The organism is Dietzia massiliensis (genome assembly GCF_018390595.1).
Taxonomy (GTDB): Bacteria; Actinomycetota; Actinomycetes; order Mycobacteriales; family Mycobacteriaceae; genus Dietzia; species Dietzia massiliensis.
On sequence record NZ_JAHBAV010000033.1, the window covers coordinates 1 to 19452 of the forward strand.

At 72.2% G+C, this 19452-nt stretch carries 21 protein-coding genes; 12 read left to right on the plus strand and 9 right to left on the minus strand.

The window, feature by feature from the left end:
- Positions 1-537 (minus strand): hypothetical protein (locus tag KHA85_RS10350; protein ID WP_213185727.1); only part of this gene is annotated, 537 nt, incomplete at its 3' end.
- Positions 537-812, minus strand: a complete 276-nt coding sequence (locus tag KHA85_RS10355; RefSeq protein WP_061229006.1) for a helix-turn-helix transcriptional regulator — start codon at positions 810-812, stop codon at positions 537-539. The genes KHA85_RS10355 and KHA85_RS10350, both read right to left, overlap by 1 nt.
- 63 nt (positions 813-875) lie before the next feature.
- Between KHA85_RS10355 and KHA85_RS10360 the strand changes: the two genes are divergently transcribed.
- From KHA85_RS10360 to purQ, 4 genes are all read left to right on the plus strand, one after another.
- Complete coding sequence (locus tag KHA85_RS10360; protein WP_213185728.1) at positions 876-1373, plus strand: glutathione peroxidase; 498 nt, start codon at positions 876-878, stop codon at positions 1371-1373.
- An 87-nt stretch (positions 1374-1460) separates the two neighbouring features.
- Positions 1461-2165, plus strand: coding sequence for a DUF2334 domain-containing protein (locus KHA85_RS10365; protein WP_213185729.1), 705 nt, complete (start codon positions 1461-1463; stop codon positions 2163-2165).
- A 97-nt stretch (positions 2166-2262) separates the two neighbouring features.
- On the plus strand, positions 2263-2517 hold the full coding sequence (gene purS, locus KHA85_RS10370) for a phosphoribosylformylglycinamidine synthase subunit PurS (protein WP_007631242.1): 255 nt from the start codon (positions 2263-2265) through the stop codon (positions 2515-2517).
- Positions 2514-3191 carry a phosphoribosylformylglycinamidine synthase subunit PurQ gene (purQ, locus tag KHA85_RS10375; protein WP_131886177.1) on the plus strand — a complete coding sequence of 226 codons (678 nt, stop codon included), beginning with the start codon at positions 2514-2516 and terminating at the stop codon, positions 3189-3191. Before purS ends, purQ begins: the two co-directional genes overlap by 4 nt.
- Positions 3192-3312: 121 nt before the next feature.
- On the opposite strand, the gene KHA85_RS10380 is transcribed toward purQ, so the two are convergent.
- Complete coding sequence (locus tag KHA85_RS10380; protein WP_131886178.1) at positions 3313-3546, minus strand: hypothetical protein; 234 nt, start codon at positions 3544-3546, stop codon at positions 3313-3315.
- A 535-nt stretch (positions 3547-4081) separates the two neighbouring features.
- Here KHA85_RS10380 and KHA85_RS10385 point away from each other — a divergent pair.
- The 3 genes from KHA85_RS10385 (at position 4082) to KHA85_RS10395 (ending at position 8375) form a co-directional block, all read left to right on the plus strand.
- Entirely contained in the window at positions 4082-5293 is a 1212-nt protein-coding gene (locus tag KHA85_RS10385; RefSeq protein WP_131886179.1) for a saccharopine dehydrogenase family protein, read from the plus strand.
- Positions 5294-5365: 72 nt separating this feature from the next.
- The gene (gene purL, locus KHA85_RS10390; protein WP_213185730.1) at positions 5366-7666 is read left to right on the plus strand and encodes a phosphoribosylformylglycinamidine synthase subunit PurL; all 2301 of its coding nucleotides are present in this window, start codon (positions 5366-5368) and stop codon (positions 7664-7666) included.
- A gap of 40 nt (positions 7667-7706) precedes the next feature.
- Complete coding sequence (locus KHA85_RS10395; RefSeq protein ID WP_063972943.1) at positions 7707-8375, plus strand: YoaK family protein; 669 nt, start codon at positions 7707-7709, stop codon at positions 8373-8375.
- A gap of 22 nt (positions 8376-8397) precedes the next feature.
- On the opposite strand, the gene KHA85_RS10400 is transcribed toward KHA85_RS10395, so the two are convergent.
- Positions 8398-9537, minus strand: coding sequence for a hypothetical protein (locus KHA85_RS10400; RefSeq protein WP_213185731.1), 1140 nt, complete (start codon positions 9535-9537; stop codon positions 8398-8400).
- 60 nt (positions 9538-9597) lie between these two features.
- On the opposite strand from KHA85_RS10400, the gene KHA85_RS10405 reads away from it, so the two are divergent.
- From KHA85_RS10405 to purM, 4 genes are all read left to right on the plus strand, one after another.
- A complete protein-coding gene (locus KHA85_RS10405; RefSeq protein WP_213185732.1) occupies positions 9598-11151 on the plus strand; it encodes an LssY C-terminal domain-containing protein in 1554 nt (517 codons plus the stop codon).
- Positions 11148-11534, plus strand: a complete 387-nt coding sequence (locus KHA85_RS10410; RefSeq protein ID WP_213185733.1) for a sterol carrier family protein — start codon at positions 11148-11150, stop codon at positions 11532-11534. Before KHA85_RS10405 ends, KHA85_RS10410 begins: the two co-directional genes overlap by 4 nt.
- Positions 11535-11766: 232 nt before the next feature.
- Positions 11767-13320 carry an amidophosphoribosyltransferase gene (purF, locus tag KHA85_RS10415; protein WP_438802053.1) on the plus strand — a complete coding sequence of 518 codons (1554 nt, stop codon included), beginning with the start codon at positions 11767-11769 and terminating at the stop codon, positions 13318-13320.
- Between the two features lie 65 nt (positions 13321-13385).
- A complete protein-coding gene (gene purM / locus KHA85_RS10420) occupies positions 13386-14468 on the plus strand; it encodes a phosphoribosylformylglycinamidine cyclo-ligase (RefSeq protein ID WP_007630684.1) in 1083 nt (360 codons plus the stop codon).
- A gap of 161 nt (positions 14469-14629) precedes the next feature.
- Here the strand turns inward: purM and KHA85_RS10425 are convergent, their stop codons facing one another.
- Together KHA85_RS10425 and ygfZ are read right to left on the minus strand one after the other, a co-directional pair.
- Positions 14630-14815: a DUF3073 domain-containing protein gene (locus KHA85_RS10425; protein WP_213185734.1), complete on the minus strand. Its 186-nt coding sequence runs from the start codon at positions 14813-14815 to the stop codon at positions 14630-14632.
- Positions 14816-15044: 229 nt separating this feature from the next.
- Positions 15045-16208: a CAF17-like 4Fe-4S cluster assembly/insertion protein YgfZ gene (gene ygfZ / locus KHA85_RS10430; RefSeq protein WP_213185735.1), complete on the minus strand. Its 1164-nt coding sequence runs from the start codon at positions 16206-16208 to the stop codon at positions 15045-15047.
- Between the two features lie 38 nt (positions 16209-16246).
- Here ygfZ and KHA85_RS10435 point away from each other — a divergent pair, with 38 nt between their 5' ends.
- On the plus strand, positions 16247-17155 hold the full coding sequence (locus tag KHA85_RS10435) for an aminodeoxychorismate lyase (protein WP_236885504.1): 909 nt from the start codon (positions 16247-16249) through the stop codon (positions 17153-17155).
- Positions 17156-17262: 107 nt separating this feature from the next.
- Here the strand turns inward: KHA85_RS10435 and KHA85_RS10440 are convergent, their stop codons facing one another.
- The 3 genes from KHA85_RS10440 to KHA85_RS10450 all read right to left on the minus strand — a co-directional run bounded on the left by KHA85_RS10440 (position 17263) and on the right by KHA85_RS10450 (position 19448).
- Positions 17263-17952, minus strand: coding sequence for a heme-binding beta-barrel domain-containing protein (locus KHA85_RS10440; RefSeq protein ID WP_197471375.1), 690 nt, complete (start codon positions 17950-17952; stop codon positions 17263-17265).
- Between the two features lie 119 nt (positions 17953-18071).
- On the minus strand, positions 18072-18572 hold the full coding sequence (locus KHA85_RS10445; RefSeq protein ID WP_213185736.1) for a DUF8021 domain-containing protein: 501 nt from the start codon (positions 18570-18572) through the stop codon (positions 18072-18074).
- Positions 18573-18617: 45 nt separating this feature from the next.
- Positions 18618-19448 carry a sulfurtransferase gene (locus tag KHA85_RS10450; protein WP_213185737.1) on the minus strand — a complete coding sequence of 277 codons (831 nt, stop codon included), beginning with the start codon at positions 19446-19448 and terminating at the stop codon, positions 18618-18620.
- Positions 19449-19452 lie beyond the last annotated feature (4 nt).

Sequence of the window (19452 nt, forward strand, 5' to 3'; positions counted from 1 at the left end):
GGGCTCCATGGTGCGGGCCATCGCGGCAGCGGGGATGACCGCACCGGCGAGGAACAGGATGATGCCGAGCCCGCCCATCATGTAGGCCAGACGGTGGCCCTCCCCGAGCTGCAGGCTCGAGCCGAAGATCAGGACGAGCGAGATCACGAACAGTCCGCTCGTCACCAGGTTGAGCGCCCGGGACCGGGCCTGGAGCAGGGTGGCGGTCTCGAACTCGTCGAGGTAGCGGGCGGGTGCGGTGTCCTTGGAGTCGATCGTCACCCGGAGCATGGTCCAGACGGTGCAGATCACCACGGTCATGGGTAACCAGGCCAGGATGATCGGGAACCAGAAGTAGCCGGCCACCGCGATCGCGGCCATGATGCTCAGGCTCGCCCAGTTGAGACGGACGAGGAGACGGCGACGAGCTGCCGTCCGCCAGGTCGGCAGGCTCATCTCGGTGCGCTCCAGGTTCTTCTCGTACCGCCGCTCCGCGGTGGTACGAGCGTCGGAGGTCGGGCTGTCGGGGGTCGGGTTGTCGTGAGTGCGCGTGGTCATCACGAGTCCTCTCGGTCGCGGCGGTAGATCTCGGCGGACATCGGGCGGAACTCCTCGCGGGAGAACACGGCCTCGACCGGAAGGTCGAACACCTCGCAGATGCGAAAGGCGAGGTCGAGGCTCGGGTAGTGGTCGCCGCGCTCCAGCGCACCCACGGTCTGTGGGTTCACCGAGATCCGCTCGGCGAGTGCTGCGCGGCTCAGTCTCTGTTCCGCACGCAGCACGGCGATCCGGTTGAAGATCGGGAGCTTTTCTCCCCGACGCACTGGGCTCATGCACCTAAGTGTTGGGAAAACCCAACAGATTGTCAATAGAGAGTTCCGAGTAGGCTGGGTCACATGAGCAATGGCAGCGTCCACGGCATCTCGTTCACCACCATCGACGGCGAGCAGGCCAGCATGGCCGACTACGCGGGCCACGCCGTCCTCGTGGTCAACGTCGCCAGCGAGTGTGGTCTGACCCCGCAGTACGAGGGCCTGCAGGAGCTCGCGGACGACTTCCGCGACCGCGGCCTGTTCGTGATCGGCTTCCCGTGCAACCAGTTCATGGGACAGGAGCCGGGGGACGAGGACGCCATCAAGGAGTTCACGTCCGGCAAGTACGGGATCACCTTCCCGCTCGCCGCCAAGGTCGACGTCAACGGCCCCGACCGGCACCCGCTCTACGCCGAACTGACCAAGGTCGCCGACGCGGACGGCGAGGCAGGCGACGTGCAGTGGAACTTCGAGAAGTTCCTGATCTCTCCCGAGGGTGAGGTCGTCGGCCGGTTCCGTCCCAAGGTCGAGCCGGGGGCCCCCGAACTGGTGGAGGCGCTCGAGGAGACACTCCCGATCTGACGGCCTGAGCGGGCCCGACGGGGCCCGGCCATCAGACGTACACCTCGTCGTCGTCGTCATGTCACCCCGGTCTGTCACCATGCGGCCATGCCCCCGCGCCTCATCGTCTCCCTCTCGGGTCTGCGCGACACCAGCCTCGACCACGCCGTCGACCTCGTCGGTGAGCTCGAGCGCAGGTCCGTCCCCGTCTCCCTCCTCGTCGCACCGCGACGGGGTCGCGAGTACGCACTCGCCGCCGACCACGGCACGCAGGCATGGCTGCGGCACCGCCGCGGGCAGGGCGACGCGATCGTCCTGGGCGGCTACGACGACGCGGCGACCAGGCGCCGCCGACCCGAATTCGCGTCCATCGGCCCCGCCGAGGCCACCGTGCGTCTCACCGCCGCCGACCGGCTCATGGCCGATATGGGCCTGCGAACCCGGGTCTTCGCGCCGCCGCGCTGGAACGCCTCTCCGGGCTGCCTCAGGGCCCTGCCCGACGTCGGGTTTCGGCTCTGCGCCGCCCTCACCGGGATCCACGACGTCGTCCGCGGCACCACCGAGCGTGGCCGCGCCCTGTCGATCGGGGAGGGATTCGTCGCCGATGCCTGGTGGTGCCGGGCGCTCGTCGCCGCCGCCGGCCGCACCGCCGCAGCGGACGGGCTCGTCAGGCTCAACGTCTCCGCCAAGCAGCTCTCCCGCCCGGCCCCGCGGGCCGCGCTGCTCGACGCCGTGGACCTCGTCACGGGGGAGTACGGAGCGCGGGTCGCGCGCTACGAGTGGTCACCCACCGCGCTGGTGGGCGCCGCCTGAGCTTCGGCCGCGGCGCCGGCTGCGGGTAGGATCGACAGGTGAGTCCCGGCAGGTCCGGGCCCGCCCCGCGAAACCGCCCCGAACGAGGAGTTCCCACGTGGCCCGAGTCGTCGTCGAAGTCATGCCCAAGGCCGAGATCCTCGATCCTCAGGGTCAGGCCATCCACCGAGCCCTCGGCCGTCTCGGTCACGACGGCGTCACCGACGTCCGGCAGGGCAAGCGGTTCGAGCTCGAGGTCTCCGACTCGGTCACCGACGCCGAGCTCGAGGAGATCGCCTCGTCGCTGCTGGCCAACACGGTGATCGAGGACTGGAAGGTCGTCCGGGTCGACACCGCGGGGGTCGCCTCGTGAGCGCGCGGATCGGCGTCATCACCTTTCCCGGCACGCTCGACGACATCGACGCCTCCCGCGCCGTGACCCGCGCCGGCGGCGAGGCCGTCTCGCTGTGGCACGACGACGCCGACCTCAAGGGTGTCGACGCGGTGGTCGTGCCCGGCGGTTTCTCCTACGGCGACTACCTGCGCTGCGGTGCCATCGCGTCCATGGCCCCCGTGATGGGCGAGGTCATCAGCGCCGCCCGCGGCGGCATGCCCGTGCTGGGCATCTGCAACGGCTTCCAGATCCTCTGCGAGGCCGGCCTCCTGCCCGGCGCCATGGGCCGCAACCGCGACATGCACTTCATCTGCCGCGACGAGTGGCTGCGCGTCGAGAACACCGACACCGCCTGGACGTCGCGTTTCGAGAAGGGCGCGGAGATCCTCATCCCGCTCAAGTCCGGCGAGGGACGCTACATGGCGACGGCCGACACGATCGAGGAGCTGGAGGGCGAGGGGCGCGTCGTGTTCCGCTTCGCCAGCGACGCCCCCAACGGCTCCACCAACCACATCGCCGGCATCACCTCGGAGAACGGCCGCGTCGTGGGGCTCATGCCGCACCCCGAGCACGCGATCGACCCGCTGACCGGCCCGTCCGACGACGGCCTCGGCCTGTTCCTGTCCGCGCTCGACGCGGTCGTCAAGGTCTAGCCAGGCGCTGCTAACCGCGGTCGACGCCGCGGCGACGGCAGAACGAAGGGCCCGCTGGGATCTCTCCCGGCGGGCCCTTCGGTGTTGACGACCAGTCGGGCTGGCCGCTGCTGATGCTCGCTCAGGCCGGCAGCATGCCCTTGGCGATCTCGCCGATGACGGTGCCGAGATCGGCGCTACCGGAGCTGCCGATGTCTCCGCCGAGACCGCCGACGAAAAGCGCCACCATGTTCAGGAGCGTGAACGGCGCACCCACGAGGGTGTCGATGAAAGACGAGCCCGTGCCCGTCGACCCGCTCGTGATCTCGGCCGAGAGGGGAAGGGTTTCCTTAAGGATCGAACCGGTGAAGTCCATGGGGTCTCCTTATCTAATCGCCCCGGGGGAGTGGGGCGAGTGCCGGCGACCCGGGTGGTCGCGCGTGCGTGATGATTGTGCACGGCCGACCGAGATCGCGCTCAGGTTTCGATAAGCCAGTGGTGCACATCACTGTGGTACTAAACGTGCTGGTGAGCGCAGTGTTCGCACTTCGTCCGCCTGGTGTGCGGGCGGTCGGTAGGAAGAACTCTGGGAAAAGTCTTCTCTCCCACGCCGAGTGACGTCGACCCGCGCGCGGGTGCGTTGGCACCGGTGCGGCGGATCCGCGGCGAGCGGGATCTCGATTGTGGTCGTAGCCATCGTGCGAATCCGGGGGTGTCGCCGACATGGTTACGACCATCGCCGGTGTGGTCACGACCATTTGAAGGTGTCGCCGCGAAGGGTTGACAGCGCGATCTTCGCAGCGAGGGGCCGACTACGTGCGCGGCCGCCGCGCTCGGCGGCGTCCCACGGCAGACACGCGGGCGAGATCGGGGCCCGGTCACGAAGGGCCTGATTGCGGTACAACCGTGGAATGAGCGAATCCAGCATCCAGCCCGCGTCCCCGTCCGACAAGGCCGATCGCCCGTTCGACATCGTCCTCTACGGCGCGACCGGGTTCACCGGGGGACTGGTGGCCGAGTACCTGATGCGGAACCTGCCCGAGGGCGGCTCGTGGGCCGTGGCCGGGCGCAACCGGACAAAGCTGGACGCCCTCGTCGCCCGCCTGGCGTCCGAGCGGCCGGACGTCCCCGCCCCGGGCGTCGTGGTCGCGGACACCGAGGACGCGAGGTCGCTGGTGGAGATGGCGCTGTCGGCCCGCGTCGTCATCACCACTGTCGGTCCCTACCTCGAGTACGGCGAGCCGCTCGTGGCCGCCTGCGCTGAGGTCGGAACCGACTACGTGGACCTGACCGGCGAGCCCGAGTTCGTCGACCGCATGTACCTCGAGCACAACGACGCGGCCGTGGCGTCCGGGGCCCGGATCGTCCACGCCTGCGGCTTCGACTCGGTCCCCCACGACATGGGCGTGTTCTACACGATGAAGCACGTGCCCGAGGGCGTGCCCGCGGTCGTCTACGGGGCGGTCCACGCGGACGCCCGGTTCTCGGGCGGGACGTTCCACTCGGCGATCGGCCAGTTCGCCCGACTGCGCGAGGCCGCGAAGACGGCCGCGCGGCGGCGGCAGAAGGAGGGACGCGTGGCCGGCCGGCGGATCAAGTCAGTCACGGGTAAGCCGCACCACGACAGCGTGCTGGGCCGGTGGCTCGTGCCGCTGCCGACCATCGATCCGCAGGTCATCCTGCGCTCGGCCGCCGCGCTGGACAGTTACGGCCCCGACTTCACCTACTCGCACTACGCCTCGGTCGGTTCGCCCGTCACCGCCGTCGCCGGGATGGTCGGTGTGGGCGCGCTCGCGGCGGGGTCCCAGGTCGGCCCGATCCGGTCGCAGATCCTCAAGCGGATCGACCGCGGCGCCGGGCCGAGCGAGTCCCGCCGGGCCCGCTCGTCGTTCGACGTCACCTTCGTCGCCCTGGCCGGTGGGCGGCGGGTCGTCACCCGCGTCTCGGGCGGGGACCCGGGCTACACGGAGACGTCCATGATGCTGGCCGAGTCGGCGTTGTGCCTGGCGTTCGACGACCTGCCCGCGCTCTCCGGTCAGCTCACCACCGCGCAGGCGATGGGCGACGCGCTCCTCGAGCGGGTGCGGCGCGGCGGCCTGACGTTCGAGGTCCTGTCCACCTAGTCGGATGCCGCGCCGGTCACGGGGCACGGGAGCGGATTCGCCCGCCGGTGGGCTCCGACTAGACTCGGCCCCGTGACCTCTCACGTGGACTCCATCTCGCACGCCTCCTCCACCCCCGAGCTCGCCCAGCCGTGGGCCGAACTCGGACTCAAGGAGGACGAGTACGCCCGCATCCGCGAGATCCTGGGGCGCCGCCCCACGGACGCCGAGCTGGCCATGTACTCGGTCATGTGGTCGGAGCACTGCTCCTACAAGTCCTCCAAGGTGCACCTGAAGTACTTCGGTGAGACCACCACCGACGAGATGAGGTCCACCATGCTCGCCGGCATCGGCGAGAACGCCGGCGTCGTCGACATCGGCGACGGCTGGGCCGTGACCTTCAAGGTGGAGTCGCACAACCACCCCTCGTACATCGAGCCCTACCAGGGCGCCGCGACAGGCGTCGGCGGGATCGTCCGCGACATCATGGCGATGGGCGCGCGGCCGGTGGCCGTGATGGACCAGCTGCGCTTCGGGCCCGCGGACGCCGACGACACGCACCGGGTGCTGCCCGGCGTCGTGGCCGGCGTCGGTGGCTACGGCAACTGCCTGGGCCTGCCCAACATCGGTGGCGAGACGGTGTTCGACGAGTCCTATGCCGGCAACCCGCTCGTCAACGCCCTGTGTGCGGGCGTCATGCGGGTGGAGGACCTGCACCTGGCGTTCGCGTCGGGCACGGGTAACCGCATCATCCTGTTCGGCGCCCGCACGGGTCTCGACGGGATCGGTGGCGTGTCGGTCCTGGCGTCGGAGACCTTCGACGTGGGCGAGGACGGCGCGCCCGTGAAGCCGCGCAAGCTGCCCAGCGTCCAGGTGGGCGACCCGTTCATGGAGAAGGTGCTCATCGAGTGCTGCCTCGAGCTGTACCGCGAGAAGCTCGTCGTGGGCATCCAGGACCTCGGCGGCGCCGGCCTGGCGTGTGCGACCTCCGAGCTGGCCGCGGCGGGTGACGGCGGCATGCACATCGTGCTGGACAACGTCCCGCTGCGCGCCGAGGGCATGAGCGCCGCGGAGATCCTGTCGTCCGAGTCGCAGGAGCGCATGTGCGCCGTGGTGGCCCCGGAGAACGTCGACGCGTTCATGGAGGTGTGCCGCCGCTGGGACGTGCTGGCCGCCGACATCGGCGAGGTCACGGACGGCGACCGCCTCACCATCGAGTTCCGCGGCGAGATCGTCGTGGACGCCCCGCCGGAGTCGCTGGCCGACGAGGGACCGGTCTACGAGCGCCCGGTCGAGCGCCCGGCCGACCAGGACGCCCTGCAGGCCGACACCACCGCCGGCCTCGCCCGCCCGGCCACCGGCGACGAACTGCGGCAGACCCTGCTGGACATGATCTCCAGCCCCGCCCTGTGTTCGCGCAAGTTCATCACCGAGCAGTACGACCGCTACGTGCGCGGCAACACGATCCTCGCGGAGTACGCCGACGGCGGCGTCCTGCGCATCGACGAGGAGTCCGGCCGCGGCATCGCCCTGTCGACCGACGCCTCGGGCCGCTACACCCGGCTCGACCCGTACACGGGCGCCCGGCTCGCCCTGGCGGAGGCCTACCGCAACGTCGCCGTCACCGGCGCCACCCCGGTCGCGGTGACCAACTGCCTCAACTTCGGCTCGCCCGAGGACCCGGGCGTGATGTGGCAGTTCCGCGAGGCCGTGCACGGGCTCGCCGACGGGTGCGCGGAACTGGGGATCCCCGTCACCGGCGGAAACGTGTCCTTCTACAACCAGACCGGCACCACGCCGATCCTGCCGACGCCCGTCGTGGGCGTGCTCGGCGTGATCGACGACGTCGCGCGCCGCACGCCCACCGCGTTCGGCGACACCCCCGGCGAGAGCATCTACCTGCTGGGCGAGACCCGCGACGAGTTCGACGGCTCCATCTGGGCCCAGGTCGCCCACGACCACCTCGGCGGGACGCCCCCGACCGTGGACCTGACGTGGGAGGCCACGCTCGCCCGCATCATGGCGACCTGCTCCAAGGACGGCCTGATCACCGGTGCCCACGACCTCTCCGAGGGAGGCCTCGCCCAGGCGCTGGTCGAGTCGGCGCTGGCGGGGGAGTGCGGCATGCGCATCGTGCTGCCCGAGGACGCGGACCCGTTCGTGTGGCTGTTCTCCGAGTCCTCGGGCCGCGTCATCGTCTCGGTGCCGCGCGGCGAGGAGATCCGCTTCCAGCAGATGCTCACCGCGCAGAACATCCCGCACGCCCGCATCGGCGTGACGGACCCGGACCCGAGCACGTTCGAGGTGCAGGGCCAGTTCACGCTGACGATCGACGAGCTGCGCGACGCACACGAGGGGACGCTGCCGGCGCTGTTCGGCGTCGACCCCGTGTGACGGTCACCGTCGACGGCCGGGCCGGGGGGTAGTCGGGCGCATGCGTGATCTGCGGAGACGCGAACGGGTGCTCGCCGTGGTGCTCGCCGGCACGGCCGGGTTCGTCGACGCGGTCGGGTTCCTCGTGGTGGGCGGCTACTTCGTGTCGTTCATGAGCGGCAACTCCACCCGCATGGTCGTCTCGCTCGCGGACGGGGACCTCGGCGCCGCCGGCATCGCGGCCGTCGTGCTCGTGTCGTTCTTCACCGGCGCGGTGGCCGGCGCGGTCGTCACGCGCCGCCGCAACCTCGACGACCGGCCGGCCGTCCTCACCCTCGTCGCGGTGCTGCTGGTGGCGGCTCTCGTGGCGCAGCGGCTCACCACCGTCGAAGTCCTCGCGGTGCCGCTGTCGGTGGCGGTCGCGGCCACGGCGATGGGGGCCATGAACTCGGTGTTCCACTCCGGCGGCGAGGTCTCGCTGGGCGTGACCTACATGACGGGCGCGGTGGTCAAGTCCGCCCACCGCCTGGTCGACGCGCTGGCCGGTGGTTCGTGGGCGCCGTACCGCCAGCAGGTGGCGCTGTGGTCGGCGCTCGTGCTGGGCGGCGTGGCGGGGGCCCTGCTGCACGTGGTCATGGGGGCCGACGCGTTGGCCCTTGCCGCCGCGGTCGTGATCGGTGCCGTGATCGTGACCGTCCGGCTGCGGGCCCGGGACCTCCGAACGCCCTGACGGCCCGTCAGGGCGTGCGGGCTCAGCGCCCTCCTCGTCGTCGTGCCCTCAGGTAGGCCTCCCGCGCGGCGAGGCCACGGACCACCTCGTCGAGCATCGGACGCACGAACCGCGCCTTGTGCGCGGCGTCGGAGGCCGCCGCGGCGGCCAGGTTGAGCGCGGAGAACACCGCCAGCATCAGCGACACCCGCACCAGGGTCACACTCACAGGGAGTCCGAACAGCAGGCCGCCCGTGTCGTTCAGGGGGCGCAGCGTCCACCGGGTCTCCGTGATGTCGGGCACCGCGATCCAGCCGAGCGTGAGGAAGAAGAAGAACACGAGCGTGGCGAACAGCGCCGCCTGGATGAGGGTCGCCACGACCGGCACCATCACGAGGTTGATCCGCTCGCCGCGGAGCAGCGGGTGCTCGGGTCCGCGGTCCCGGAGCTCGTGGAGGATGTCGTCGCGCGTCGAGATGCCGACCAGCAGGACGGTGAGGGCCACGACGACGCCCAGCACGGCGACGGTGCGCGGCCAGGACAGTTCCACCATGACCTGCCAGATCTCCACGCTGAAGAACAGGAACAGGACCGCCAGCATGAGGATCGGCAGCACGCGCGCGACCATCGGCCCCATCGTCGTCAGTTCCCGGCGCACGCGGCGCGCCGACCAGCGCACGAGCGACCCGAGCCCGGTGTAGGTCCCGACGAGCACCGCGGCCGCGGCGAGGAGGGTGGTGCGGTGGGATGGGCCGTCGTGCGGGTCGAAGGCGACGTGGGGGACGACGACGAGGGCGATCAGCGACACCAGTCCGAGGGCGGAGCCGGTCGCCGGGCCGGCGCGTCGGGCCGTCTTCGACACCAGCCACCCCACGAGCGGGGCGATCGCCACGAGCGCGATCGCGAGCAGGAGCAGCTGGACGATCGGTTCGGGGGCGGCGAGCAGCTCGGGATCCGAGTCCGGGCCGACCCGCTCGAGCAGGGCGGTCGTGTAGTCGTTCGACCGGTCGGCGGCCGCGAGGCCGGTTCCGGCGACCGCGAGCGCGGCGCTGACGCCGGCGGACCGGGACAGGACCTCGCGGCGTCGGGTCGAGGGGGCGATCATGAGCGGTAGGCCCAGCGCACGCAGGTGGTCCTCGTGTGCGGGCAGGCTGCTCGCGGGCGTCGGATCGGGCGTGGGCACGGCGATATTCTCGCAGCGATCCGCGGGCCGGCGGGTCGTACCGGACGCTATCGTCGAGCCATGTCCACGAGCGAGCGCACGGCGTCGGCTGCCGGCGGCGACGCCGCCCCCGCCGCCCCGCCCGCGTCCCCGGCCGCGTCCCGGGACGAGCAGGCCCCCGCCGGGCCGCCCGTCTATGTGAGCCCGCCGTCGAAGGTCCGCGACGACACCGTGCGGCCGCCGCTGCCGGGGACCGTGGTCGACACCGTGTTCTTCACCCTGGCCACGGTCGCGGCGGCGTGGCTGGGCTGGAGGCTCCTCGACGACGTGTGGCACCACGCGTGGTGGCATGTGTTCCTGCTCGTCCCGTTCTGGGCGCTCGTGGCCTATCTCGTCCTGCCGCGGCTGCAGACGCTCATCACGTCGGTGTACGTGCCCGGCTACTTCATCGCGCGCACCCGTACCTCCGACGGCCTGCTGGGGGATCCGGTGAACCTCGCGGTGGACGGCACGGCGCGGCAGATCCACGAGGCGATGACCGCGTGCGGCTGGGTGCTGGCCGATGACGTCACGGTCCGCTCGTCGTGGGGGATCGTCCTGTCGTCGGTGCTGCGGCGGTCGTACCCGTCCGCGCCGGTGAGTCCCCTCACGCTCTTCGGCCGGCGGCAGTGCCTGGCCTACCAGCAGGAAGTCGAGGGCAACGCGTCCCGGCGGCACCACGTCCGGTTCTGGCGCTGCCCCGACGGCTGGCTCCTGCCGGGCGGTCACCGGGTGCAGTGGCTGGGCGCCGGCACGTACGACCGCGCGGTGGGCCTGTCGCTGTTCACGCTGCAGGTCACCCACAAGATCGACGCGGACATCGACGTCGAGCGGGATTACATCGTCGACTCGATCCGCTACCACGTGCCCGAGGCGGGGGTGCGGGTGCTGGAGAACTTCTCGGCCGGTTACCACTCCCGCAACGGCGGTGGCGACGCGATCCGCACCGACGGTGACCTGCCGGTCGTGGACCTGCGCGCCGTGCCCGTGCCCGACGTGTCGGCGGCGGAGCTGCCGCCCGGGGTCGTCCGGGCGGCGCGCGGATACGACGACCCCCGGGCCGAGGGCGGGATCGCGTCGGGCGACCCGGACCGCCCGGCCGATGACGCGGCCCGCGACCCCGGGCACCTGCCGCGCCCCGCCGCGCTGACGGCGGGATGCGCGCTGGTCGCGGTGACCGTGCTCGTCCTCACCGTCCTCGCGCTGCGCGACGTGCTGGGCGGGGCCGACCTCGAGGAGTTCGCGGGCCTGGACGAGTCCGAGGTCGTCCCGGCCGTCATGGCGCTCGCGGTGTTCATCGGCGCCGTGTACGGGGCGATGGCCGTCCTCGCGCTGCTCACGTGGCTGGGGTACGCGCGGCCGCGCGTGTGGCTGCTGACGATGACGGTGGTCAGCACGATCTCCACCGAGTACGGCCGCCTGACCACCGACGCCGAACAGGACACCTTCCTCGGGGGATATCCTGTCCTGGCCGTGAACGTTCTCATTCTGTTGTTGCTCACCAGTCGGCCCGCGCGCACGTGGAGCCGACGCACCGCACAGGAGCGGCGCGCGCGCCGGCGAGCCCTGTCGGCGGGCGCGGGGGCCCCGGCGTGAGCCGCGTCCCCGACGCCGCGGCGGTGCGGGCGGCCGTCGAGGCGGTGGCCCCCTGGCTCGACGACGACGAGACGAACGCCAGACCGGGTCGGTCGGCCCTCGCGGCGGCGGTCCGCGGCACCGTGGAGAGCCTCGCGGCCGAGCTGCCGGGGCGGTCGGTGGAGGTCCGTGTGCCGCCGTACGCCGCCGCGCAGTGCGTCGAGGGGCCGAGGCACACGCGGGGGAGCCCGCCCAACGTCGTCGAGACGGACCCGCGGACGTGGCTGCAGCTGGCCACCGGCCGGGTGACGTGGGAGACCGCCGTCGCCGAGGGCTGGGTGCGGGCCTCGGGGACGCGGGCGGCGGCGGTCGCCGCGGGCCTGCCCGTCGTCCGCCGGGCGTGACCGCGGCCCTCGTGTGGTCCGCTCGCCCGCCGGCTGGAGGGGGTGCCGCCGCTGGCTTTGGGGTCACGGGGGTCGGGGAACGTAGACTTGCAGCACACACCGTCGGGGTCCGTCCGGGCGGGGAGTCCCGAAAGCCGTGAGGGAGCACCAGCTGGTGGAGAGCACGTCGTCACGTCCGGCACCGTCCGGGGCACTGCGCCGTACCGGCGGCCCCGCAGCCGTGGGGCTCGGGCTGCCGGACCCGTCCGCGCCCGGACCGGCGGGTCTGCCGATCGACGCCGAACGCATCGGCCCCGTCGAGGAGTGCGGCGTCTTCGGGGTGTGGGCCCCCGGCGAGGACGTCGCGAAACTCACCTACTACGGCCTGTACGCGCTGCAGCACCGCGGCCAGGAGGCGGCCGGCATCGCCGTCGCCGACGGCGAGCAGGTCCTCGTCTACAAGGACCTCGGCCTCGTCAGCCAGGTCTTCGACGAGAAGACGCTCGAGTCAATGCACGGCCACGTCGCGATCGGCCACTGCCGGTACTCGACCACGGGCGCGGCGAGCTGGGACAACGCCCAGCCGATGTTCCGCCCCACCACCGAGGGCGGTTCCGTGGTCCTCGGGCACAACGGCAACCTCGTCAATACCCGCGAGCTCAAGCGGCACGCCACCGAGCTGGGGATCCGCGGGTACACCGAGGACAGCGCGCACTCGGACTCCGACATCATCTCGACCCTGCTCGCGCACGAGGCGCGGGAGGGCGGGCTCGAGGAGGCCGCCGCCCGCCTGCTCCCGCACCTGCGGGGCGCCTACTGCCTCACCTTCTCCGACGAGAACACCCTGTACGCGGCGCGTGACCCGCACGGGGTCCGCCCGCTGGCGCTCGGTCGCCTGGAGCGCGGGTGGGTCGTCTCCTCGGAGACCTCCGCCCTGGACATCGTGGGCGCCTCGTTCGTCCGCGACATCGAGCCCGGCGAGCTCATCGCGATCGACGCCGACGGCGTACGGTCCCGCAAGCTCTCGCCCCCGACCCCCAAGACGTGCGTCTTCGAGTACGTCTACCTGGCCCGGCCGGACTCGGTGATCAACCAGCGTCTGGTCAACTCCGCCCGCGTCGAGATCGGTCGCCGGCTGGCCCGCGAGCACCCCGCCGACGGCGACCTGGTCATCCCGGTGCCCGAGTCCGGCACGCCGGCGGCCGTCGGGTACGCCCAGGGCTCGGGCATCCCGTTCGCGCAGGGGCTCACGAAGAACGCCTACGTGGGCCGCACGTTCATCCAGCCCAGCCAGACCATCCGGCAGCTGGGCATCCGCCTCAAGCTCAACCCGCTGCGCGAGGTGATCCGGGGCCAGCGCCTGGTGGTGGTGGACGACTCGATCGTCCGAGGCAACACGCAGCGCGCCCTGGTGCGGATGCTGCGCGAGGCGGGCGCCCTCGAGGTGCACGTCCGGATCGCCTCGCCGCCGGTGCGCTGGCCGTGTTTCTACGGCATCGACTTCGCCAGCCCGGCGGAGCTCATCGCCAACGGCGTCGACGCGTCGGACGGAATGCTCGAGGGGGTGCGCCGCGCGATCGGCGCGGACAGCCTCGGGTACGTCTCCGTCGACGGGATGATCGAGGCGAGCGGCCAGCGCAGCGACGAGCTGTGCGCGGCGTGTTTCGACGGGCACTATCCCATCGAACTCCCCGACGACTCGGCCATGAGCGCGGCCGTTCGTGCGCTCGCCGCCGAGGTCGACGAGCTGGAGATCGCCGAGGCCCCGGACAGCAGCGAGAGCGCGGACGTCGTCCACAGGCTCTGACACCGGCGTCGACCGCCGAACCCCACCGGGCGCCCGAGAGCGGCGCCGACGAGGAGAGACACCACATGACCGAGAACCCACACCCCCCGACCGGCGCCTCGTACGCCGCCGCCGGCGTCGACATCGACGCGGGTGAGCGCGCGGTGGAGCTGTTCGCGCCGCACGCCAAGCGGGCGACCCGGCCGGAGGTGATGGGGGGCCTCGGTGGCTTCGCCGGGCTGTTCTCACTGAAGAACACGTATCGCCAGCCGCTGCTGGCCTCGTCCACGGACGGCGTCGGCACCAAGATCGCGGTCGCCCAGGCGATGGACGTGCACAACACCGTCGGGATCGACCTTGTCGCCATGGTCGTCGACGACCTCGTGGTGTGCGGCGCCGAGCCGCTCTTCCTGCAGGACTACATCGCGATCGGCAAGGTGGTCCCCGAGCACGTCGCCGACATCGTCGAGGGCATCGCCGAGGGGTGTGTCCGTGCCGGTTGCGCGCTCCTGGGCGGGGAGACCGCCGAGCATCCGGGCCTCATGGCACCGGGCGAGTACGACATCTCCGCCACCGGCGTGGGGATCGTGGAGGCCGACGAGATCCTCCAGGCCGAGAACGTCCGGCCGGGCGACGTCATCGTCGGGATGGCGTCCTCCGGGCTGCACTCCAACGGGTACTCCCTGGCGCGGCACGTGCTGCTCGACCTCGCGCGGCTGCCCCTCGAGGGGCACGTCGAGGAGTTCGGCCGCACGCTGGGTGAGGAGTTGCTCGAGCCGACGCGGATCTACGCGCTCGACTGCCTGAGCCTCATCGCCGAGACCGACGTCCGAGTGTTCAGCCACGTCACCGGCGGTGGCCTGGCCGAGAACCTGGCGCGCGTCATGCCGCGGGGTCTGGTCGCGCGGCTCGACCGCGGTCGGTGGCCCGTGCCCGCCGTGTTCGGCACGATCGCGCACCACGGCCGCGTCGAGCAGGCGGAGATGGAGCGCACGTTCAACATGGGCGTGGGCATGGTCGCCGTCCTGCCCGAGGAGGACGTGGACCGGGCCCAGGCCGTCCTCACCGCCCGCCACGTGGAGAACTGGGTGATCGGCCGCGTGGAGAAGGCCGGCGAGGACGCCGACGCGCCCCGCGTCGTGCTCGAGGGCTCACACGCGCGGTTCTGACCGCGCCCCGCGGACCATACGACGACAGCGACCCGGCCGGGGCAGTTCCGGCCGGGTCGCTGTCGTTGTTGTCAGTTGATCCCCGCCCGCGCCACGTACGGGGGCCGGGCATCCGTAGGGGGATGCCCGGCCCACGAGAGGTCTGGCGGGAGCGGGAGTGGTCAGTACCTGGTGTCGCCGTCGGACCACGACCCGTAGGGGTCGTCGTCCTCCTCGGTGCTGAGCCGCATGGACGACCCCCCACCCGACAACTCCTGCTGGAGACGTTCTAGGTCCGTCTGCGGAGTGTTGTACTTGAGTTCGCGAGCGACCTTGGTCTGCTTCGCCTTCGCGCGGCCTCGGCCCATTGACCTGACCCCCTCGGAAACGGTGCTGGGCCACCTCGGGGGTGCCCATTGCAAGTGTGAGTATCTGCCTGCCCACAGGATAGCGTGCCCGGCGCGGAATGTCCGCCCGGGTGTCGTGGAGCGGCCCGCGGGTCGGCCACACACGGGGGTGGGCGGCGCCTCCCAGGCAGGAGCCGCGCGGTCTGTCAGGACCGGCCGCCGGGGCCGTCAGGCCTGGCCGCGGGGGCCGTCAGGCCTGGCCGCGGAGCCGACGGATCGCCTCGCGGCCGGCCTGCGGGCCGCCGTCCTGCGGGGCGGTGTCGGGGTCGACGGCGGCGTCCACCCCGTCGATCTCGAGGGCCGAGTCCATGGGGACCGCGCGCTTGAGCAGGGCCAGCGCGACCGGGCCGTCCTCGTGGTGCTGGACGACCGTGCCCACGCGGCCGACCGGGCGGCCACCCGCGCGGACCTCGGCACCGACCGAGGGCAGCTCGTCGCCGCTCGACCCGTCCAGCTGCAATCGCACGAGGACGCGGGGGGAGCGTCCGAGGTTGTGGACCCGGGACACCGTCTCCTGGCCCCGGTAGCAGCCCTTGTCCAGGTGCACCGCGCCCCGCTCGGCCACGCCGCCGATCCACGTGGGGATCTCGTGGGGGATTGTCTTCTCGTCGGTGTCCACGCCCAGGCGGCCCCTCGGCGGGGTCGTCCCGGCCGCACGCAGCGCCTCGAACGCCCAGGAGCCCGCGGGCCGGGCGCCCGCGTCGACCGCGGCGGCGAACCACGCCGTCAGCGCCGGGCGGGGGACCACCAGGTCGACCGAGCCGGCCTGGGGCCACGGCATCCGACGGGCGATCCCGCCACCCGGCAGCGCAACGCTCGCGTAGTCCCCGGTCGGGAGGTCCACCCCGGCGCCGTCGGGCGAGGTGAGGGTCGCGGGCAGGCCCGCGCCGGCGAAGGTGAGGACCGCGAGGTCGGCGGCCGCGGGGGCCGCGTCGGCCCAGAAGACCATCTTGGTGAGGAACTGCAGCAGCGACGCGCCCCGGCCGGGTTCGGTGTCCATGACCACGGTGGCGTCCACGTCGGCGAGCACGGCGTGGTGCTCGATCCGCCCGTTGGCGTCCAGCACCAGCGTCTCGCCGCCGCCGCCGTCGCCGATCTCGGCGACGTGCTGGGAGACGAACCCCTCGAGCCACGTCAGCCGCTCGCCGCCGCCGATGGTCAGGACATCGCGATGGGAGCGGTCGACGATCACGAACCCGGAGTCGGCGGCCCGCTGCTCGCCGAAGGGGTCGCCGTAGTGGTGGGGGACCCCCGCGTCAGCGGAGTCGTCGCTCGCGTCCACCGCTCCGGGGCGGGCCAGGATCGGGCTGCGGTAGCGGCTGTCGGTCCGGTCGGGCACAGCTGGATCGGTCACGATCGCGAGTGTACGTACCAGGTCGTAGTGTGGGCTCCATGGGCACTCCAGCGGGAACGGCGATCGATCGGCCTGACGATGCCAGGGTCGTCGTCCTGGTCTCCGGCGGACCGGAGGGGCCGCGGCCACGGGTCCACCCGGCGTCCGAGCCGTTGCTCCTGGCGGACGACCTCGCCGCCGTCCGGGGGGACGGGTGCTTCGAGACCCTCCTGGTGGTGGGAGGCCGCCCGGCCAAGCCCGAGCGGCATCTCGCGCGTCTCGCGAGGTCGGCGGCCGCGTTGGGGCTCACGGGGCCCTCGGAGCCCGCGTGGCGGGCCGGAATGGACCTGGCCGCGCGCGAGTGGGGCACCCGGACGGAGGGCATGCTGCGCCTGGTGCTGTCCCGTGGGCCCGAGCGGGGCGGGCAGGAGACCGCGTACATCACCGTCGCGCCCGTCAGCGGGTCAGCGCTCCGGGCGCGGGCGGAGGGGATCGCCGTGACGGCCCTCGGTCGGGGGTACGCCTCCGATGTCGCCGGCTCCGCGCCGTGGCTGCTGATCGGCTCCAAGACCCTGTCGTACGCCACGAGCATGGCGGCCCTCCGGCACGCCGCGGCGGGCGGGTTCGACGACGTGGTCTACCTCGCCTCGGACGGTGAGGTCCTCGAGGGGCCGCGCTCGACGGTGGTGATCGCCCGCGACGGTGAACTGCTGAGTCCACCGGCGGAGGTCGGGATCCTCGAGGGCACGACCCTGGCCGCGATGGCGGAGGTCGCCGCACGCGACGGTGTGCCCGTGCGGCGTGAGCGTCTCCTGCTCACCGACCTCGTGTCGGCCGACGCGATGTGGCTGCTGTCCTCCGTGACGCTGTACGCCCGGGTCCGGCGGATCGACGACACGACGTTGCCGGGTGGGGACCCCGGGATCGACGTCGCCGGGATGGTCGATCGCGCGGTCGGACGCGCATGAGAACCGCCCACCCGACCGGAATCGGCTGGGCGGGAGCGAAGCCGGCTGCGCAGGGCGGGTCGGCTACGCGGGGCGGGGTCGGTGGCGCGGCGCGGGGCCAGTGCGGGTCAGCCCGCGACGCGGCGTAGGCGCGCGGACATGTGCGGGACCAGGCCCTTCTCCGGGTGGACCCGTTCTTCGACCCAGCCGAGGTCGCCGCCCTCGACGATCCCGTAGATCCTCTTGGCGCCGCCCCGCTTGGGGCCGGTGGGGGAGGCGAGGACCACGTCGGTGGCCATCTCCCATGCCGACTGGGTGATGGGGGTGCCGTAGTACATCTCGATGATCCCCGAGGCGTGGGCCACGAGGAACTCGAGCTGGTCGTCCGCCGAGATCCTCCAGAACCCGGTCTCGCGGTACGCCGCGTCGTCCACGGCGCCCCCCGAGTCGTAGGTCCACGAACGGGAAGTCCAGCTCAGGTAGTTCTCACCGTCGTGCGAGACCACCACCTGCTGGCCGAACCGGTGCTGACCGCGGTCCTCGGTGTCCGCCTCGCCCTCGCCCTCCCAGACACCCACGAGGGGCAGCAGGGCGAGCAGGCCGGGGTGGAGGTCGGGCCCGAAGCGCAGGTTGGCGGTGTCCTCGGGGACGGGGAGTTCGGAGAACGCGGGGATGTTGCGGCGGGCGGTCTCCTCGGAGCGCTGCGCGGCGGCGTTGACGGCAGCGTTCCCGGACCCGCGCACCACCGATTCGCCCCCCACCCCGTCAGGGGTGGGCGGCGTGGGGTCACCGGCGTTCGGCTGGCCGCTTTCCGTCACGACTCGTCGGTGACCGTGCGGTAGACGATGTAGCAGGTGGCCCACAGGATGGCCAGCGTGCAGAGGACGAGGAGGATCTCGAAGAAGAGCACCATGGCCTGATTCTAACCCCGAGGCGTTCAGCCCACTGCGATGCGGGCGTCGATCGAGTGGATGAGGCAGTCCTCGGGCGGCACGACGAAGTCCTCCGAGACCCTGGCCTTCACGCCCAGGACGGTGGCGAGCGTGAACTCCGCGTGGACGACGCCCTCCCGGCCCGGGGGATCCACGGTGAGGACGATGTCCCGCACCTCACGGATCACCGAGTACTGCAGGTGTAGGTGGAGGTCCCAGCGGAGCTGGGTCGCGTTGAAGCCGGTCTTGAGCCCGTTCTCGCGCCGCACGCAGTCGGGCGCGAACGGGACGCGGAACGCCGCGGCGGGCGCGGTGAGGGCGGTGAGGTACATCCGCACCGCCGCTTCGCGCTCCTCGGGGGAGTAGGGGCCGGGGTGATCGGGTACCTGCGGGGTCGCCCCCCGACGCTGATCGATACCCACGAGGACTGCGGAGGCGACGGAGGCGCCGACGGCGACCACCGAGGCCCGCCCGGCCATGCCGAGCGCACGGGACAGCAGAGACATGGGATCGAGACTAGCCAGCCTCACGCCCGCGCGGGGCGCGAGGTCTCACCGCTCGACCGGGACCCCGATGAGGGAGCCGTACTCGACCCAGCTGCCGTCGTAGTTGACGACGTTGGGCTGGTCGAGGAGCTCGTGGAGGACGAACCAGGTGTGGCTGGACCGCTCACCGATCCGGCAGTAGGCCACGATGCGCTGATCGGGGTCGGTGAGCACGTCCGAGTAGATCTCGCGCAGTTCCGCGTCGGAGCGGAACGTGCCGTCGCGGGTGACCGCGCGGTTCCAGGGGATGCTGACCGCGCCCGGGATGTGGCCGCGCTGGCGACCACCCTCCTGCGGCAGCCCGGCGGGGGCGGCGAGGCGACCGGTGTACTCGTCCACCGAGCGCACGTCCACGAACCCGTCGCGGCCCAGCCCGGCGAGGACGTCGTCGCGGAAAGCCCGGATCGTCAGGTCCTGCGGGTCGGCCACGTACTCGGTGACCGGGCGCCGGGGCGTCTCGGTCTCCAGTGGACGCCCCTCGCGTTCCCACAGCATGCGACCGCCGTCGAGGAGTCGGACGTCGCGGTGCCCGTACAGGCGCAGGTACCAGTACGCGTAGGCCGCGAACCAGTTGTGGTTGCCGCCGTAGACCACCACGGTGTGGTCGCGGGTGACCCCCCGCTGCGACAGGAGTTCGCCGAAGCGTTCGCGGTCGACCAGGTCGCGCGTGTACTGCTGCTGCAGCTCGGTCCGCCAGTCGAGGGCGACGGCGCCCGGGATGTGGCCGTCGGTGTGGTACGCCGTCACGTCCTCGTCGACCTCGAGGAAGACCACCGAGTCGTCGGCCAGGCGCGAGGCGGCCCAGCGGGTGCTGACCAGTACGTCGTCGCGACTCATGTGC

Bases quoted from the DNA above. Each gene is read 5' to 3' on its own strand.
- KHA85_RS10355 (WP_061229006.1), bottom strand. From the start codon at position 812: ATGAGCCCAGTGCGTCGGGGAGAAAAGCTCCCGATCTTCAACCGGATC.
- KHA85_RS10365 (WP_213185729.1), top strand. From the start codon at position 1,461: ATGCCCCCGCGCCTCATCGTCTCCCTCTCGGGTCTGCGCGACACCAGC.
- KHA85_RS10405 (WP_213185732.1), top strand. From the start codon at position 9,598: ATGTCCACGAGCGAGCGCACGGCGTCGGCTGCCGGCGGCGACGCCGCC.
- KHA85_RS10435 (WP_236885504.1), top strand. From the start codon at position 16,247: ATGGGCACTCCAGCGGGAACGGCGATCGATCGGCCTGACGATGCCAGG.
- KHA85_RS10360 (WP_213185728.1), top strand. From the start codon at position 876: ATGAGCAATGGCAGCGTCCACGGCATCTCGTTCACCACCATCGACGGC.
- KHA85_RS10445 (WP_213185736.1), bottom strand. From the start codon at position 18,572: ATGTCTCTGCTGTCCCGTGCGCTCGGCATGGCCGGGCGGGCCTCGGTG.
- KHA85_RS10385 (WP_131886179.1), top strand. From the start codon at position 4,082: ATGAGCGAATCCAGCATCCAGCCCGCGTCCCCGTCCGACAAGGCCGAT.
- KHA85_RS10395 (WP_063972943.1), top strand. From the start codon at position 7,707: ATGCGTGATCTGCGGAGACGCGAACGGGTGCTCGCCGTGGTGCTCGCC.
- KHA85_RS10425 (WP_213185734.1), bottom strand. From the start codon at position 14,815: ATGGGCCGAGGCCGCGCGAAGGCGAAGCAGACCAAGGTCGCTCGCGAA.
- KHA85_RS10450 (WP_213185737.1), bottom strand. From the start codon at position 19,448: ATGAGTCGCGACGACGTACTGGTCAGCACCCGCTGGGCCGCCTCGCGC.
- KHA85_RS10380 (WP_131886178.1), bottom strand. From the start codon at position 3,546: ATGGACTTCACCGGTTCGATCCTTAAGGAAACCCTTCCCCTCTCGGCC.
- purM (WP_007630684.1), top strand. From the start codon at position 13,386: ATGACCGAGAACCCACACCCCCCGACCGGCGCCTCGTACGCCGCCGCC.